Raw genomic sequence first — 16796 nt, forward strand, 5'->3', positions numbered from 1 at the left:
ATAAAGAGTAAACTTGGGATAAATTTTAGTTTTTATTTTGAAGTTTTATAATTGTATTTGTTTTGAAAGACTATAATGTTTAGTTTAGAGCTAAATAGGTTTATCTTTCAAATTTTCTTTCTTTTCTTTCTTTTATTTGACTAAGTAATTTTTGTTTAAATTCTATTTCGATTTGTTTTAATTGAATTATTTTTTGGTTAGGTATAATACCTTGTAAATTTTTAACTAATGATCGTTTATTTTGTCTCATTTCATTTTCAATTTTTTCTTCTTGATCCATTAGGTTTTGTAGTTCTTTATCAGATAAACTATTAACTCCTTCTGCATTTAATTCGTGCATTAATTTCTTTTTTTGCTTTTGAAGTTCAAATTGTTTATCATCAAATTGATTGAATATGGGCCAAAATTTTTGTGCTTCTTCTGGGCTTAAATTTAGACGGTCTGATATGAAAGCTATACGTAATGCTTTTATTTTTTCAAGTTTTTCTTCTCTTCCTTGACCAAAAGTAAATTGGCTTAATATTATTATGAAGACTGTAATTATTTTTTTCATAATCTTTTTTTAAATTAATTTAAGTATTCATTTAAATAAATAACAGTTTGATGATCTATAGGTGTAATTTCTTTTTCTAAATCTGTTAAATCCTCAGTTGTTAGATAATCAGCTAAATCTTCAGTAGTTACATCATCTGCATAGGCTAAGTATTCTTGTGTAGAATTTACAGTATAATTATTTATTTGATTAAAATAAATCCATGTGAAAAGAGATATAAGGATTGTAGCGGCAACTCCATAAAACCAAATATTTCTTTTTTTCCGAAGAGAAAAAATATTTGAAACTTCTTTTTTTGATTAATTTCCAACATTATACGATCTTCTAAATTTAAAAAGTAATCATCAGGTACTTTATAGCCGGAGTTAATTTTTGGGTGATTATTTAGGTAAATGCGTTTCATATTAATAAGACAAAATTATGAGTAAAAGGTTTAATTTGAATTTAAAAAATCTTCAATTTTTTTAACAGCATGAAAGTAGGATGCTTTTAATCCGCCTACAGAAGTTTTTAATATTTCACTAATTTCTTCATATTTTAATTCTTCGAAATATTTCATTTTAAATACTTGTTGTTGTTTTTCAGGAAGAGTGGCTATTGCTTTATGTAATTTTAATTGAATTTCATCTCCATCAAAATGTGTATCTGCCTCTAATTTTTGTATGATTTTTTCTTTTAATTCGTCATTAGATAATCCTTTTTCTTTGCTTTACTATTTAAAAAAGTAAGGGCTTCATTCGTAGCAATTCTATAAATCCATGAATAAAGTTTACTTTCTCCTTTGAAATTTTTAAGGTTTTGAAAGACTTTTATAAAAGTATTTTGTAAAATATCATCAGTATCATCATGATCTGATACCATATTTCTAATATGATGATATAATGGCTTTTGATACTCACGAATTAACTTCCTAAATGCTTCGTTTTGAGTTTTAGGGTTTAAAAGCTCTGTTAAAAATAATTTTTCGTCTCTCAAAGTATTGTTGTTTGGTATTAGACTAAAGATATTTAAAAAGGTTTAATTTTTAATATAAAAGGCTTTGTATCTTTGATAACAAATTAGAGTTTATGATTAAAACAGTTATTTTTGATATGGATGGTGTAATTGTAGATACGGAGCCTGTTCATAAGTATGCTTACTATCAGCATTTTAAAGAGTTGTCTATAACCGTTTCGGAGTCTATGTACGCTTCTTTTACAGGAAATTCTACACGAAATGTTTTTCAAAAATTAAAAGAAAATTTTGATTTAGAGCATGATGTAGAAACACTGGTATTAAGAAAACGAGAACTTTTTAATGAAGCTTTTGATACAAAACCTGATTTAGAGTTGATTGAAGGTGTTTTAGAATTAATAAAAAAGTTATACGCTGAAGATATACAACTTATATTAGCATCTTCTGCTTCAAAAGTACAATAAATCGAGTATTTAACCGATTTGATTTAAATAAATATTTTACACATAAAGTAAGTGGTGAAGATTTTCCCAAATCTAAACCAGATCCTGCTATATTTTTGCATGCTGCTTCACTTTCAATAGCTCCTAAGGAGAATTGTATAGTTATAGAAGATAGTACTAATGGAGTACGTGCAGCTAATGCTGCAGGAATTTATTGTGTAGGTTATCATAGTGTTAACTCAAAGCTACAAGATTTGTCTTTGGCTAATGAAGTTATTCAGCATTTTCATGAATTTAACTTTTTAAAAGATATTATAGGTTAATCTTAAGGAATATAGATCATACTATTAGTTTTAAGTAGGAGTGGGAGGGGGTTGAAAATGTATTATAACTCATTTATTTGCAAGATAATATCTTGAGATTATAGTGTAGATTAAATATTAATTTTCATTTTCATTCCAGTAATAATTATCAGGATAAATTCTTTGTCCAAATATTGCAGTACCTATCCTTATTATAGTTGCTCCCTCTGCTACTGCCGTTTCTAAATCTCCACTCATACCCATAGAAAGTTCTTTCATTTCTACGTTTGGAATATTTAATGCTATTATTTTTTGCTGAATATCTTTAAGTAAGTGAAAGCATTGACGAACTTTATCTGTTTCAGCACTAAATAAGCCTATAGTCATTAATCCTTTTATTTTTAAAGTATCAAATTGGGCCACTTCTTTTATTAAGTTGATAGCATTATTAGGAGCAACTCCAAATTTGCTTTCCTCTTGTGATGTGTTTATTTGTATTAATACATCTATACATCTGTTTTCTAATTTTAATCTTTCATGTAATTTTTGTGCTAAATCTAATCGATCAAGTGATTGTATGCAACTAACATCATATTTTAAAATATCTTTTATTTTATTTGTTTGTAAATGTCCTATAAAATGATTTATAGGGGAAAGAGTTCTTAATGATTCATGTTTTTCTTTTAACTCTTGTACTTTGTTTTCAGCTATTAATTTATTTCCTGCCTCTAATGCAATTTTTATGCGTTCTGCTGAAACTGTTTTAGTGGCTAAGAGTAGTTTAATTTCATCAGGATTTCTATTGCTTTCTTTGCAAGCATTATTTATACGTTCTTTTATTATAGCTATATTTTTTAATATTTCTTCAGTCATAAATTTATTTTTGTTGTTGTTTTTCTAAAGTTTCAATCAATATTGATTTTATAATTGTGTAAGTGTGGTCTCTAGCTTCTGCAAAAGATATATTGTATTTTCGTTCTACACTTTGTAAATTTTTAGGAAATTCAGATATGAGATGATCGTAATATTCATCTAAAATATCTTTTTCTGGGATTCTAAAGCTTATTTGTAACTGAAAACGTCTTAATAACGCGATATCAATAATTTCAGGATGGTTTGTAGCGCATATTAATAAAGCATTGTTTGGAAAATAATCTATAAGTTGTATAATGGTATTTACTAATCTTCTCATTTCTCCTACATCTTTATCATCATTTCCTCTTGCTTTGCCAATTTGATCAAATTCATCTAGAAATAATACAGCATTATCTTTAGCTGCTTTATCAAAAATTTGTTTAATATTTTGAGATGTTTCACCTATACGTGAACAAACTATATTGCTTAAATTTAATATTAAAATATTTTTACCTAAACTTTGCGCAATAGCTTTAGCAGTCATTGTTTTACCGCATCCTGAACTGCCATGAAGAAGAACTTTATTGTTTATGGGTAATCCATATTTATTTAATTCATCAAAATAAGTATGCTCTTTTATAAGTTGTTCAATAGTTTTATTGTTGGCTTTGTCTAGAAATATATCCTTTAATAGTATTTGCTCTTTGTCGTTTATTAGAAGATTATGTAAATTCATTTGTTTAATAAAAAAATAATGATTCAAATATAGTTAGGAAAACTAACAAAAACAAATAGATTTAGATTCTTTAAAACTATGTTTTTAAAAGAATACAGAAGAAAAAATGTTATTAAAATAGAGTGATTTAAAAAGTGAAATTTATAATTTAATTAAAAGTGCTTAAGTTATTTATTTTTAGTAATATATATTTTTTAAAAGCGACTTTTAACTTTAAAGTCGCTTTTATTTAAAATAAAAATTTAATAAAAAATTTTTTATAATCTGAATTCTAGTTTTTATTTAGGCATAGTTTCTTCACCTGCTTGAAAAATTACTTTTCCATCTTTTTGTATTTTTGTTATTCCATGCCATTCAGAATATTCATAATGATCATTTTTGTAGTGTGAGCCAGATGCTGTGGTATCTGCTACTAACTCAATTGTTTCTCCATTAAGTTTTAGAGTTGCAGTATTCTTAGAATTATCAAATGTATATTCTAATACTTTCCCTTCTTTATCTGCTATTTTTCCAGAAATAATATTATCTGTTATCTTTTTTGCTTCTAGCGTTGGTGTTGCTTCTATAATTTCTTGCTTTTTATTATTACAAGATCCTAAAAATAATGCAGTTAGCATAATAGTTGTTAAGATTTTTTTTCCATTTTATTTAATTTATTAAAATTTGTTTTATTTAGTTTAGAAAGTTGTAATTCTAAAGATAGATCTATTTTTTATCCAGATATATATTTTCCAAAAGGTAAATTATTTACGCCCCAAATAATTAGTGTTGAAATAATAAAACACGTTATACTGGTTATGGGAATCCCTAACATTGGGTTTATTAAAGCGTAGGAAACTCCTGCTTTTTGTAACACTATTATTGTTAAAATATGAACTAAATATGTACCATAACTATACTTATTAAAAAAGATAATTATTTTTGAATTTACAGTTACAAAGTCTTTAAAAAATAAAAAGACTCCAATAGAAATGAATAAGACATTGGGGGTTAAATAATCATAAAAGCCTTCATAAAATGTTCCTTTATATTTAGTGGCAAAATATGTTCCAAATATTGTAATTAGAAGACCTATTACGATTAAAATGATATAGATTACTTTCTTTCTTTTAAGGTTTAATTTTTTTTTACTAAGATAATATCCTAAAATAGGAAATCCTATGTAGCCTGAAAAATATGTTATTTCAATATTTGGAATGAATGTATTTATAATAGGTAATTTAATACATATGGTAATTAACCAGATTCCAATAAAGTATTTTATTTCGTTATCATTTGCTCTACTTAACCAACTTTTTATAATAGGGAAAAATAAATAGAGCCCAATTATCATGTATATATACCATAAATGAAAACTAGCACCTATTTTTAACTTGATTAATGTAAATTTTAAAATATCTATGAAAGTTAAATTTTCTTTATAAAAATATAGAAAATTATTTATAAAAATATAAACGATACTCCAGAATAAAAAAGGAAATATTATTCTTAAAACTCTCTTTTTTAAATATTCTGTGATATTTTTATAGTCTTTTGATAAAATTAAAGCACCAGAAATCATTAAAAATATAGGAACACAAAATCGAACAGAACTGTCATAAATATTACCAATCCACCAATTTGCATTAGAAGTTTTTCCATACTGATATAATATTTCTGCTGAAGTATGTAAAAAAATTACGCTAAATGTAGCTAAAACTCTTAATGAAGTTATCCAATATAGATTTTCATTATCTTCTTTCATTCTTTTTATATTTCTTTCTCAAATATATTAAAATTTGTAGCAAAGGAAAGAGTAAAAGTGTATGGAGTAAAGAAAAAGGATTTTAAATATTAGAATATTTAGATGGGGCTGTCCAAAAAGTCCGAAATCTTGTTCATTTCGACCAAAGGAATAAATTACATAGTACTGATTATGAAACTTCTCCTTACTTAGGAGTGACAAACTGTGTATTGATTTTTTACTTTTAGGACAGCCTCTATCTGAAGCAAATTTTTAATGTTTAATTAGTTTAATTTTACTAATTGTATTTTCTTGATTAAGAAGGATTAGATATAAGCCAGTATTTAGAGAACGAATATCAATATTATTTTTTTCTAAGTTTTGTTCTCTAACCATAATTTTTCCGTTTGAATCTATAATACTGAATTTAACTTGAGAATTTTTTTTTGTTTCTATGTATATAAAATCTTTTGCTGGATTAGGATAGTATTCATAGTCAGAATCAATTATTTCATCTAGACCTAAAGGTGAAATTTGAATAGTTTTAGTTATAGTTTCTGAGCAACCATTTTTATGGGTTGTCAATATAATATTTTTAGCCCCTGTAGATGTGAAATTAAAAGTCGGTGATAGATCATTTGTTCTATGCTCATTATTAATATTCCAAGATAATGAATCATAATTACTGGATTCATTTTTTAGTTCTATATTCATTCCATTAGTTACAAATGAAAAATTTGTATATAAATTATAGGTATTAATAAGCCAACTTGGCTTGTTTTTAAGAATAACATTATCCGATATTCTTTGCAGATAAGTTGCTGTAACATCATCAACGCCTCCATAAAAATTACAAGGAGAAACATTTTCTTGATATAATGTATTAAAAATAGAGCAGGCAACTAGGTATGAACCTTTTAGTCCTGGGTGTACGTCGTTATAAGTACCATGTAATAATAGGTCTTTATTAGTGTTATAATGTTCTTTGAAACATTCTCCTGCTGGGGCAAAAGGAATTTTTAAACCACGTGCAATTGCAGTTATTGAATCTTTTATTTTTTTTTTGAATGGCAAAATAGTTGTCATAGTTTCCATTTCCATTAGGATTTGATGCAATACCATTTGATACTTCATACAATAATATTTTAGAACAAGGACTGTATTTTTTTATAGAGTCCATCAGTTGTTTTCCTCTACTAATGGTTTCTTGTATTCTATAAGAAGCACCCACAGATTCTCCAGTTCCTGGTTGTAGAATTACAGCATCCCATACTTGAGAAGCAAATAAATTATAAACAGCTCTATCATTTACATGATTAATAAATCCTGTTCCTCCTTGTGTATACTGTTGTACTTGAACATTTTTTCCTTTTGCATTTGCAATATCTCGAAATAATGTTGGCATATTATTATAATAAGTCATACTATTTCCAATGAATAATATTTTTTCTTGAGCTATTAATTCAAAACAATTATATAGGAAGAAGATTAAGATTATTATTTTTTTCATGCTTTATTATTTATAATGTTAATTAAGAAAAGAGTATATGATTTAATTGATTTTAATAATGAAGTTGATAGAATTATCATTTTACTATAAAATGGTGAAAAACCATTATATTTTAATCAAATTGTTTTCTTAGAGAATTCAAATATATAAAAAATACCAGATTTAGAGCTTATGAAAGAGAACTACTTTAATTACAATTTTTTTTAGTTTAAAAAAATATTTTATAGTACTTATCAATATGAAAGATTTTAATTATTTAATAATTTTTCAAATACTCTATAATGTTATTTGTAGAAATCACTTCTATGAAACGATTAAATGCTAAATTATAAAATGAAGAATTTAAGTCTTTTATATATTTATTTTAATTTACAATTTAAAGAAAAATTTTGAAATAGGAAAAGTATTACCACAAGTTGTAAACTAAAAAAAATTAATATTTTAAAAAGTTATTTTATGTAAGGTATTTAACCTAATACTTCTTTTATTTTTTTTGCTAAATCATTTAAATTTTTGTAATGGGTTAATTGTAATTCTTTTTTTATAATTTTTAGATATTCAATGATCTCTAAAATTAATTCTAAAGGGTCTGCTTCATAGCCATATAGATTCTGATCAAATTCTGTTCCTGCCATCATACCATTAGAATCAAGTCCTATGCACCAATTTTCTATAAAATCTATTAAATTTATTTCTTCAATTTTATAGTTTTTCCATTCTTCATTTTGGCAGATTGTTGTATAGCTTTTTTTACTCCAAACACAAAGTAATTGAATAGGATTTCCTTCTTCATCTTGGTATTTATTTGTATAAGATAAAGAATAATATTCTTCTTTTGTTAAGGTATATATTTTTTCATTTTCACAAATAGTTTTAATAAATTCTTGGTGACGTTGTATAATTTCAATATCATCTTTCATAAAAAGGGGGATTTTACTTTAAATTTGTATTGTCTTCTAATCATTTATAATTATTTACTAGCTCATTAGAAAATAATTATAAAGTTAAAATTATTTAATTAATAAGGATTTAATTCTAGGTCAATAGAAGCAAAAAATATTCGATAGCCTTTTAAAATAAAGGATTTAGTTGATTCTATTTCACTTAAAGTTTATAATAAAAAGGAACAGAAAGTTTTATTATTTTCTATCAAAAATAAAGTTTTCTTTTAATTTTAAAAAATAACTTTCAAAATATTTAAAAGACAAATGAGCTATTATAATTGTTGAAATAAAAACTAAAATATTAAATATAATTATAGAATTTAGATTTGAGATTTTTAAGTGTATATTTGATTTCAAAAAAATAAATCCAACAAACTGCATCATTATAGAATGATACATATAAATTCCAAACGAAATTTTACCTAAATAGATTATCCATTTATTCTCTAACAATTTTATAGGTTTTTCTGAAAGATTGTATAATATTAGCCCAAATAAAATCATACTTATTAGATGGTAATAAAAATCAGTTAAATTATTTCGAAAGATTGATGTAGTAAAATAAATTATAAATAGGAAAAATAATAAATATTTAAAAGAATGAAAATTAATTCTTCTATTTAAAGACATAATTGAACATAATCCACTAAATGAGAAATAGAAAAATAACATATTATAATTCCTTAAAAAAATGATTAATTCTGAAAAATAAATTAAAAAGAAAAAAATAGTAAATACTAATAGAATTTGATTAATTTTTTTTAAAGGAATAATATAAATTAAAGGAGCAATTAACAAGTAAAATTGTTCTTCAATACCAATTGACCACAATATTTCTATGATTCCTCCTGGACTATAAGAAGCAAATATGTTTGGAAAAAAAGTATATGATAATAAAATACCATAAGCTAAATTGTAGTTATTTTCATAATCAAATCCAAAAAGGGTAAAATTAATCTGTAATAGATTAATCCAAAAGTTAATACTAAATAATACAATGGAAATATTCTTAATATTCTTCTAAAAAAAATTTTTTAAGATTGATTGAATAAATAACTGATTTTTCAACATAAAGTTGCTGTATAATTAAGAAACCACTTAAAGAAAAAAACATATATACAGCTTCTTCTCCTTTATTTAGAATGGATAAATTATTAAAATAAGGGAAACCTCTATTTTGACAAAATTGAGGTATATGGAAAATAACAACTAAAAAGACTAATAAAAACCTTAATCCAGTCAAATTTGGTAGTAATTTCATATTCTCATAATTATTTTTAAATTTTAAGATTCGCTGCTATAATGAACCAGAACATCCTATTGCTTTGTGAAGTTTAGGCTTATATTATTTTAAACCTCTGAATTCGGATATATGTCAGATATACAAAACCTTCCATTAAGCACCCACGCCCAAATTTTCTAAAACGATTGTACCTGTTACACAACTCAAATATACTATTTTTTGTATATTTAGTTATGTAAGGAAGAGAAACTATTTAGTCCCAAGTTATTTACGACAGTCATTTAGATGAACGACTTCCTAGAGATAATCTTATAGAATTATAGATGAGTCAATAGATTTTCATTTTTTACTAACAGTCACACAAAGAGCACTAAAACATAAGATTTAAAATATTAACTTAGCTTTCTCTTTATTAAGAAAACAAATAAAAAATAATTAGAAAAAATGATATTAAAATATTTAAGTTTTGGAATTTCACTAGTTTTTATTTCTTTTATTGTAGGTATGATAACTACTTCTATATTAAGAAATACAAATTTTTATAATAATAGATTATCAAATTTTAATTTTATAAAAAGTGAAAAATTAAATAGCATAATGGGGGTTAACATAGTGAAATGGATTGTAAAAAATACATTTTTTAAGTATTTGAATCCAAATTTAAAAATTAATGGAAAAGTAAATATTTCAGATTTCAAAAATATTAGAGAACAAATGACTAAAGCTGAAATTGATCATTTATTTGCGTTTCTTTTCGTTATGATTTTTGTAATTATTAAAATTTATAATGAAGAATATATTTTAGCATTAATAATTTTAATTCTAAATATTTTAATGAATTTATGTCCAACTTTATTACAGCAACGAAACAAAAGGCGAATTGATAAATTTATTTCAAAATTCTCAAAATAAATTTTAAGTATGAGTTTATATTATTCTTATTTCACAAACTTTGTTATATTATAAAAGGACTATCTGAAAATGAAAAATAAATCAGTTTTTTAATGTATCTTCTTTAATTTATAGCCTTTTCAGATAGTCTTTTTGATTTTTAAAGGAATTATATGTTATGAATTTGTTTTAGTTTTTCTTTCCACATTGCTAATTCTTCTTTGTTTCGCTCAATATTTTTCTTTACTTCAATAATCATAGGGTTATCTTTTTTAGCATTTGAAAAGAATTGAATATTGTTTTCCAATTGAAAAATTTCATTTTGAACCTCTTCTATTTTTCTTTGGATAAAGACTTTTTCTCCATCTATTTTATGTTGACCTTCTTGACTTAATTGTTCTAAACGATTATTGAAGCGTACCATCTCAGCTTCTCGTTTAGTTGAAGTTAAATTTTCAAACAATCCGTCTAGTACTTTATTGAATTTACCTTCTATATGACGTCTAGAAAAAGGAACTTTACCAAATGATTTCCAAGTTTCGATGTGGTTTTTTATAGCATCTAAATCTTTTTTATGATCTCCTGATAGAGTAAAGGATTTTATTTCTTCTAAATAATCTTTTTTCTTGTCGAAAGCTATAATTTCAACTGCTTCATTTTGATTTCTAAAAGCTGTTAATCTATCAAAATAATGGTTACAAGCTTCTTTAAATTCAGCCCAAACAGTATCTGAAAACTTTTTAGGAACATGACCTATTAATTTCCAATCTTCTTGGATTTTTTTCATAATAGGTGTGGTTTCATCAAAATTTTCGTTATTCATTAGCTCTTTAGCTTTAGTAACTAAGGCATTTTTTTTATCTAAATTAGATTGTTGCTCTTTTTAATATCTTTATAAAAAGCATTTTTATTAGCATTAAAATTTCTAACAGCATTTTTAAAATCCGCCCAAGTTTGTTCGTTTACTTCTGTTGGTACTTTACCAGCTTCAAAAAATGCTTTTCTTAATGATTCTATTTTGTTTATCTGACCTTGCCAGGAAGAGTGTACTATTATCTTTTCTTCAGCTACTTGATTAATCTTATTTATAATATCTTTTTAATTGTTAGATTATCTTCTTCTCTTAATCGTTGTTGCTCGAATAAATTTTCACGCTTTTCGTGCATTTGTTTTGTTACTTCACTAAAAGCTTTCCAGATTTCTTCTCTATTTTCTTTAGAAACGGGACCTATTTCTTCTTTCCAAACTTTGTGCAATAATTGAAGTTCTCTAAATGCTTTGAAAACGTCTGATTCATTTAATAAACCTTTAGCTCTATCAATTATTTTAAGTTTTCTATCTAAATTATGTTTGAATTCTAAATCACGGGCTTCTCTATCTAAGTGTAATAAATCGTAAAAATTTTCTACGTGGAAATGATAGTTATTCCAAACATGATTATATTTATCTTTAGGAATTGCACCTGCATTTTTCCATCGGTCACGGATATCATTAAATTGTTTTAATAAATCTTTTATTTCAGCATTTGAAGCTAATAATGTTTTTAGTTCTTCGATGAGATTTATTCTAGTTTGAAGATTTGATTTTAGTTTAGCTTCAAGGTTTTTAAAATGAATATTTTTTTTATTTTTATAATTATTGTAAAGAGAATCAAATTTAGATTTTGTTGGATAGTGGTATTCAAAATCTTCAATTGGGTTTTCTTGAAGAAATTCTTCTTTCTTTTCTTCAATAAAATGGTTATATTTTGATAAAAAAGCTGACTTTATTTCTTCTACATGATTACGAATAGCCATAACCTTTTCAACAGAAAGTAATTGTTCAAATTCTGTTACTAATAAATCCATACTCATAGTATGATAATCTTTCATTGGAATTTCGTGTTCATCTTCCAATGTATTATCTTCACTTACTTCTGCATTTAAATTTTCGATGGTTTCTATCGCTAATTGAGTATGTGATTGCGATAGATTTTGGTCATTTCCATCTGCTTGCAGCAGGTTATCATTCATTTCTTCTTGCATAGTGCAGGATATTTACAGTTAATAATATTTGACCAAGTTAATAAAATCAAAATTAAATAAAAAATAATAGGGGGTATAAAACCTTTTTAAAATTAATTTTTTGAAATATTTAAGTAAAACACTTTTAAATTTTTATATGTTTATAAACAAAAAGGCTAACTAAATAATTTAGTTAGCCTATAAGAGATAAAATAAAAAAATTAATTAACAATAATTCTTCTTGACTCTTTTTTATTTTTACTTTCTATATTTAAAATATAAACACCAGAAGAAATGTTTGATAAATCTATTTCATTATTAAATTCTGAACCATTTACTTCGTATTTCTTTTCAAATACATTTCTACCTCCTAAATCATATATTTGTATTTTTACCTCTTGATCAGTAGATAGCGTAATGGCGAATTTACCATTAGATGGATTAGGGAAGATTTCAAATTTATCAAAATTATTGGTCTCATTTGCTAAAGTTCCTTGGATTACGAAATTATCAATAAATACACCTTCTTGATTAGAAGCTTCATCAGCTATAAAAGTAAATCTAAAAATAGCATTACTAGCAGCTCCTACTTCAGCTAAACTATGACTATAGTTTCGTTTATTGCCATTATTACCATTACCACCTGCTGGAGCTGTTGTATAATCACCTGTCCATTGTCTACCAATACAATTAAAACAGTCATTTGTATCTGGTATTCTAGAACTATTATACCAAGTACTACCCATATTACCAAGAGGTGTCCAAGTTGCTCCATTATTAGTTGAGTATTCAAAATAAATAATATCCCAATTAGGTTCAAGATCAAATGCCATATCGAAGCTTACTTTAGCATTAGAATAATTGGATAAGTTATAGCACTGAGAAACTAAATAAGATGTCGTTTTATCAGGATAATTACCTACTAATTTTGTAGAATATCCAGGTGAATTGCCTGTAGCAACTATTGATAATTTAGTTTTATTGATAGAACCTCTTTCCCAAACAGTACTATTTGCTCCTCCTTTGTCTATTGAAACTAATACATCGTTATTTGTATTAAAGGTATTTGTAGAATTGATAGATCCAGCATCGTTTACTAATATTACCATTGATTTAGTATTGTTAGTAGCTAAACCATCATTTGTAATAGTAGTAGTTACGTTCAATATGTGGTAACCTCTAGTTAATCCATTTATATTGATGGCTTGTGTTCCTTGTTCACATTGTGCTAGATTCCCAACCCAATTTAAGGTAGAATTAGCGCCTCCATCTATATTATAGTTAATTGTTACATTGTTAATAGCATTAGTACCTCCGTTTTCAAAAGTAACAGTAGGGCTATAGGGTACACCACAATTTACGTTTATATTTCCTCCATTCAATGATTTTAAAACAATATCATTAGGGAATGAGTTATAAGCATTTCCTACATTTACTGCATACCAAGCATTTATAACGGATTGAACTTCTTGGCTTGATGAACAATATAAAGAACTAGCTACGGCTATAGTAGCATTTCTACAATCCATAAAAGTAGAGTTAGGGGTTAGGTAGTCTCTTTCTGCATAATAAGCAATTTGTGCAGCTTTAGCCATACCTATTCCTTGTACATTGTAAACGTCTGGACCACCATTAGCTTGACTGGCATTATTGGTGCCTGATTTACCAGCAGTTAGAATATAAAACCAATGATTTAATACTCCACTATTAGTATGAACTCCACATTGATCATTTGAATCATTAGGGGTTGTACATTCTATGGCCACTCCACTGTCATCTTGTGTATCGGCATAATATCTGCCTAAAAAAGTATCAGGATCTCTTTTAGTATTCGGATAGCTCATAGAACGTAATGAATCACCAATGTCTTCTCCTATTTTCCAAACAGCCAGTGTACCTGGACTTGCTGTATCTGTTCCAGCATTTAGATTGCCATTTTTAGCATATTGTTCAATACATGCTCCCCAAATATCTGAAAATCCTTCATTCATGGCTCCTGATTGATTTTTATAAGCTAAACGAGCTGTATAATCACATACTGCGTGTCCTATTTCATGACCACAAATATCAATTGCTGTTAAGGCATCAAATGTTGTTCCACTTCCATAAGTCATAAATTGAGAATTCCAAAAAGCATTATCATTAGAAGTATTTGTAGGATCTATTGCTGTTAAATTTGCATTTACATAACTTTTTATAAGAGTTCCTTTATCATCAAAACTATTTCTATTAAAAATATTTTTCCAAAAATCATAAGTTTTTTCGGCTCCCCAGTGAGCATCTAAACCTGCATCATCTTTAGCAGTATTATGAAATTCAGCAGCAGTCCAGTTATTATCATTATCTGTAAAATGAGTATTGGTATAACCAGCTCCAGCACAGTTATAGGTGACAATACCATTACCTCTTGTTTGATCAGATAAAATATATCTATTTGTGTTTGTATCTAAGGTAGTTTCTATATTTCTATTACCACTATAGCGTGTAGCAGCATTTGCTGTGACTAATGCAGTTGATGGAGAAAGAATAATTCCTTCAACTTGCTTTCCTACTTGTTCTATTTGATTTTTTGAAGCTAATTTATTATAGAAATGTTTTATTAATGGGTTTTCATATAAAAGGGCTCCTGTATTAGCATTTATATATATTTCTTTTCTAGAAATGGGTTTTATAGAATATATATCATATTTGTAAGCTAAATAGATTTTTCCTGAATTTGAATCGGGAAAAATAACTAATTCTCCATTAGGTTTTTGATAATCAACAACTTTAGATTGTTCTATATCTTCCCATAAATATTTTTGTGCATTTGCATACTTTAAAGCATATTCAAAACATTTTTGAGATGAAAGTTTAGGTGTTAAATCTAATGATTTTGCATTATATAATTCTGCATTTAATGATTCAACTAAACCATTTTTTTCATGCGTAATAACCGTTCCAAATTCAACTTTTAAACCTTTATAGTACTGTTGATGTCTTTCATGTGTAAATCCTGTAATATCAGAAGTTGTAGAACTAATTCTGAATTGGTTATTTTTATCTAGTCCGTATGTGCTTTCAATAATATTTAAAGCTTTTTCACGAGAGGAACCTTTGTCCATACGTAATGTTTTCTGATATTCTCTTTTAGTATCTAACTTTGCATTTTCTTGAGCTTGCAAGTTTGAAACCATAGATAATATAGAAAATAATAAGGTATAATTTTTTTTCATATCCATCTTATTTATAAATTAATCTAAAATATTAGTTTCTATTTTTTAACAAATTTAAATTAAGTTTTTGTATTTTTTTAACATTTTATTCTTTTTTATAAAGAATTAATTTCTAGTTGATATATCCAGTTTTTATTTATAATTTTTTACTTACTACCATTCAAATTATTCATTGAATAATAAATTGTATTTTACTATTTTTACATGATTGAATATTAATTTGTATACCATGATATCTGTTGAAGAAGCTTTGCAAAAAATAGAGAAAATAGAAATACAACCTTTATTAAAAGAAATTTTATTAAAGGATTCTAATCAATACGTACTTGCTTCGGATATTATTTCACCTATAGATATGCCTCCTTTCAGACAGTCAGCAATGGATGGTTTTGCAGTTAATAACATAAATTCTTTGGTATTTCAAATAATTGGAGAGATTAAAGCAGGAGATGATATTTATTTAGAACTTAATAAATCTCAAGCAGTTAAAATTTTTACTGGTGCAGCTGTTCCTGATGATACGGTGGCTATTATACCTATTGAAAAGTGTAGAATTGAAAATAATAAATTAATTTTATCAGAATTACCTAAACTTAACGAAAATATTAGACCTATTGGAGAACAAATACAATTAGGAAAGATAGCCTTACCAAAAGGAGTTCAACTGAATCCTGCTGCCATTGGTTTTTTAGCTTGTTTAGGAATTACAAAAATTGCAGTTTATAAAAAACCTTCAGTAGGAATTATTGTAACAGGAAATGAATTAATTGATATTGGAAGTCAATTAACATTTGGTAAAATATATGAAAGTAATGGAATAATGTTGCAATCAGCTTTAGAAGATTATGCTGAAGATGTTATCATTTATAAGATAAAAGATGATCAAGATCTTACTACTGATACTATTAAAAAGGCTTTATTAGGACATGATATAGTACTTATTTCAGGAGGTATATCTGTGGGGGATTATGATTTTGTATATGATGCTTTACAAGATTTAAATGTAAAAGAACTCTTTTATAAAGTTAATCAAAAACCAGGAAAACCTTTATATGTAGGACTAAAAGGTTCTAAAATAGTGTATGCTTTACCAGGAAATCCTGCTGCTTCACTTAGTTGTTATTATATATATGTATTACCTATTATAAAAAAAATGATAGGACAAGTTTCAAATATATTTAGAAAAGTATCTATTGCACATGATTATAAGGTTAAAAATTCAAGAACTCAATTTTTAAAAGCATATTTTAATGGCGAAACAGTAACTATACTTAGTCATCAGAATTCAAATATGCTTAATACTTTTGCTCTTGCTAATGTTCTTGTAAAAGTTGATGCTGGCGAATATATAATTAAATCAAATTCTATAGTTGATATTTATCATATAAATTAAAATACCAAAAAGATAAATTTGTCTTATTAGG

The 16796-nt window shown here is 25.7% G+C and carries 13 protein-coding genes and 3 pseudogenes; 3 read left to right on the top strand and 13 right to left on the bottom strand.

Features of this window, described 5'->3' with window-relative positions:
- Nucleotides 1-100 precede the first annotated feature (100 nt).
- Nucleotides 101-553, bottom strand: a complete 453-nt coding sequence (locus JJC03_RS15015) for a sensor of ECF-type sigma factor (RefSeq protein WP_088399287.1) — start codon at nucleotides 551-553, stop codon at nucleotides 101-103.
- A 433-nt stretch (nucleotides 554-986) separates the two neighbouring features.
- Nucleotides 987-1528: pseudogene (locus JJC03_RS15020) on the bottom strand (RNA polymerase sigma factor).
- Nucleotides 1529-1620: 92 nt separating this feature from the next.
- Between JJC03_RS15020 and JJC03_RS15025 the strand changes: the two are divergent.
- Nucleotides 1621-2273: pseudogene (locus JJC03_RS15025) on the top strand (HAD family hydrolase).
- A gap of 117 nt (nucleotides 2274-2390) precedes the next feature.
- On the opposite strand, the gene JJC03_RS15030 reads toward JJC03_RS15025, so the two are convergent.
- The 9 genes from JJC03_RS15030 to JJC03_RS15070 all read right to left on the bottom strand — a co-directional run bounded on the left by JJC03_RS15030 (nucleotide 2391) and on the right by JJC03_RS15070 (nucleotide 9281).
- Nucleotides 2391-3125: a YggS family pyridoxal phosphate-dependent enzyme gene (locus JJC03_RS15030; protein WP_235873583.1), complete on the bottom strand. Its 735-nt coding sequence runs from the start codon at nucleotides 3123-3125 to the stop codon at nucleotides 2391-2393.
- A 4-nt stretch (nucleotides 3126-3129) separates the two neighbouring features.
- Entirely contained in the window at nucleotides 3130-3843 is a 714-nt protein-coding gene (locus tag JJC03_RS15035; RefSeq protein WP_088401136.1) for an AAA family ATPase, read from the bottom strand.
- Between the two features lie 278 nt (nucleotides 3844-4121).
- The gene (locus JJC03_RS15040) at nucleotides 4122-4460 is read right to left on the bottom strand and encodes an MliC family protein (RefSeq protein ID WP_235873584.1); all 339 of its coding nucleotides are present in this window, start codon (nucleotides 4458-4460) and stop codon (nucleotides 4122-4124) included.
- A gap of 95 nt (nucleotides 4461-4555) precedes the next feature.
- The gene (locus JJC03_RS15045; RefSeq protein ID WP_235873585.1) at nucleotides 4556-5587 is read right to left on the bottom strand and encodes an acyltransferase; all 1032 of its coding nucleotides are present in this window, start codon (nucleotides 5585-5587) and stop codon (nucleotides 4556-4558) included.
- Nucleotides 5588-5839: 252 nt separating this feature from the next.
- Complete coding sequence (locus JJC03_RS15050) at nucleotides 5840-6652, bottom strand: T9SS type A sorting domain-containing protein (RefSeq protein WP_235873586.1); 813 nt, start codon at nucleotides 6650-6652, stop codon at nucleotides 5840-5842.
- Nucleotides 6540-7076 carry an SGNH/GDSL hydrolase family protein gene (locus JJC03_RS15055; protein WP_235873587.1) on the bottom strand — a complete coding sequence of 179 codons (537 nt, stop codon included), beginning with the start codon at nucleotides 7074-7076 and terminating at the stop codon, nucleotides 6540-6542. The genes JJC03_RS15050 and JJC03_RS15055 overlap by 113 nt, the downstream gene beginning before the upstream one ends.
- Before the next feature lie 467 nt (nucleotides 7077-7543).
- Nucleotides 7544-7996, bottom strand: a complete 453-nt coding sequence (locus JJC03_RS15060) for a DUF2750 domain-containing protein (RefSeq protein WP_165624168.1) — start codon at nucleotides 7994-7996, stop codon at nucleotides 7544-7546.
- A 219-nt stretch (nucleotides 7997-8215) separates the two neighbouring features.
- On the bottom strand, nucleotides 8216-9034 hold the full coding sequence (locus tag JJC03_RS19310) for an acyltransferase family protein (RefSeq protein WP_235874396.1): 819 nt from the start codon (nucleotides 9032-9034) through the stop codon (nucleotides 8216-8218).
- Nucleotides 9030-9281 carry an acyltransferase family protein gene (locus JJC03_RS15070; protein WP_235873588.1) on the bottom strand — a complete coding sequence of 84 codons (252 nt, stop codon included), beginning with the start codon at nucleotides 9279-9281 and terminating at the stop codon, nucleotides 9030-9032. Before JJC03_RS15070 ends, JJC03_RS19310 begins: the two co-directional genes overlap by 5 nt.
- Before the next feature lie 426 nt (nucleotides 9282-9707).
- Here JJC03_RS15070 and JJC03_RS15075 point away from each other — a divergent pair, with 426 nt between their 5' ends.
- Nucleotides 9708-10175 (top strand): glycosyl-4,4'-diaponeurosporenoate acyltransferase CrtO family protein, encoded by a 468-nt coding sequence (locus JJC03_RS15075; protein WP_235873589.1) that lies wholly within the window; start codon nucleotides 9708-9710, stop codon nucleotides 10173-10175.
- 148 nt (nucleotides 10176-10323) lie between these two features.
- Here the strand turns inward: JJC03_RS15075 and JJC03_RS15080 are convergent.
- Both JJC03_RS15080 and JJC03_RS15085 read right to left on the bottom strand, forming a co-directional pair.
- Nucleotides 10324-12178: pseudogene (locus tag JJC03_RS15080) on the bottom strand (DUF349 domain-containing protein).
- 200 nt (nucleotides 12179-12378) lie between these two features.
- The gene (locus tag JJC03_RS15085) at nucleotides 12379-15372 is read right to left on the bottom strand and encodes a M4 family metallopeptidase (protein WP_165624171.1); all 2994 of its coding nucleotides are present in this window, start codon (nucleotides 15370-15372) and stop codon (nucleotides 12379-12381) included.
- Between the two features lie 229 nt (nucleotides 15373-15601).
- On the opposite strand from JJC03_RS15085, the gene JJC03_RS15090 reads away from it, so the two are divergent.
- A complete protein-coding gene (locus JJC03_RS15090) occupies nucleotides 15602-16765 on the top strand; it encodes a molybdopterin molybdotransferase MoeA (RefSeq protein ID WP_088400003.1) in 1164 nt (387 codons plus the stop codon).
- The last annotated feature ends 31 nt before the right edge of the window (nucleotides 16766-16796 follow it).

Origin of the sequence: Flavobacterium oreochromis (assembly GCF_019565455.1) — a bacterium.
GTDB lineage: Bacteria > Bacteroidota > Bacteroidia > Flavobacteriales > Flavobacteriaceae > Flavobacterium > Flavobacterium oreochromis.

Coding starts and splice junctions, on each gene's coding strand:
- JJC03_RS15015 (WP_088399287.1), bottom strand. CDS start 553: ATGAAAAAAATAATTACAGTCTTCATAATAATATTAAGCCAATTTACT.
- JJC03_RS15030 (WP_235873583.1), bottom strand. CDS start 3,125: ATGACTGAAGAAATATTAAAAAATATAGCTATAATAAAAGAACGTATA.
- JJC03_RS15035 (WP_088401136.1), bottom strand. CDS start 3,843: ATGAATTTACATAATCTTCTAATAAACGACAAAGAGCAAATACTATTA.
- JJC03_RS15040 (WP_235873584.1), bottom strand. CDS start 4,460: ATGCTAACTGCATTATTTTTAGGATCTTGTAATAATAAAAAGCAAGAA.
- JJC03_RS15045 (WP_235873585.1), bottom strand. CDS start 5,587: ATGAAAGAAGATAATGAAAATCTATATTGGATAACTTCATTAAGAGTT.
- JJC03_RS15050 (WP_235873586.1), bottom strand. CDS start 6,652: ATGACAACTATTTTGCCATTCAAAAAAAAAATAAAAGATTCAATAACT.
- JJC03_RS15055 (WP_235873587.1), bottom strand. CDS start 7,076: ATGAAAAAAATAATAATCTTAATCTTCTTCCTATATAATTGTTTTGAA.
- JJC03_RS15060 (WP_165624168.1), bottom strand. CDS start 7,996: ATGAAAGATGATATTGAAATTATACAACGTCACCAAGAATTTATTAAA.
- JJC03_RS15070 (WP_235873588.1), bottom strand. CDS start 9,281: ATGAAATTACTACCAAATTTGACTGGATTAAGGTTTTTATTAGTCTTT.
- JJC03_RS15075 (WP_235873589.1), top strand. CDS start 9,708: ATGATATTAAAATATTTAAGTTTTGGAATTTCACTAGTTTTTATTTCT.
- JJC03_RS15085 (WP_165624171.1), bottom strand. CDS start 15,372: ATGAAAAAAAATTATACCTTATTATTTTCTATATTATCTATGGTTTCA.
- JJC03_RS15090 (WP_088400003.1), top strand. CDS start 15,602: ATGATATCTGTTGAAGAAGCTTTGCAAAAAATAGAGAAAATAGAAATA.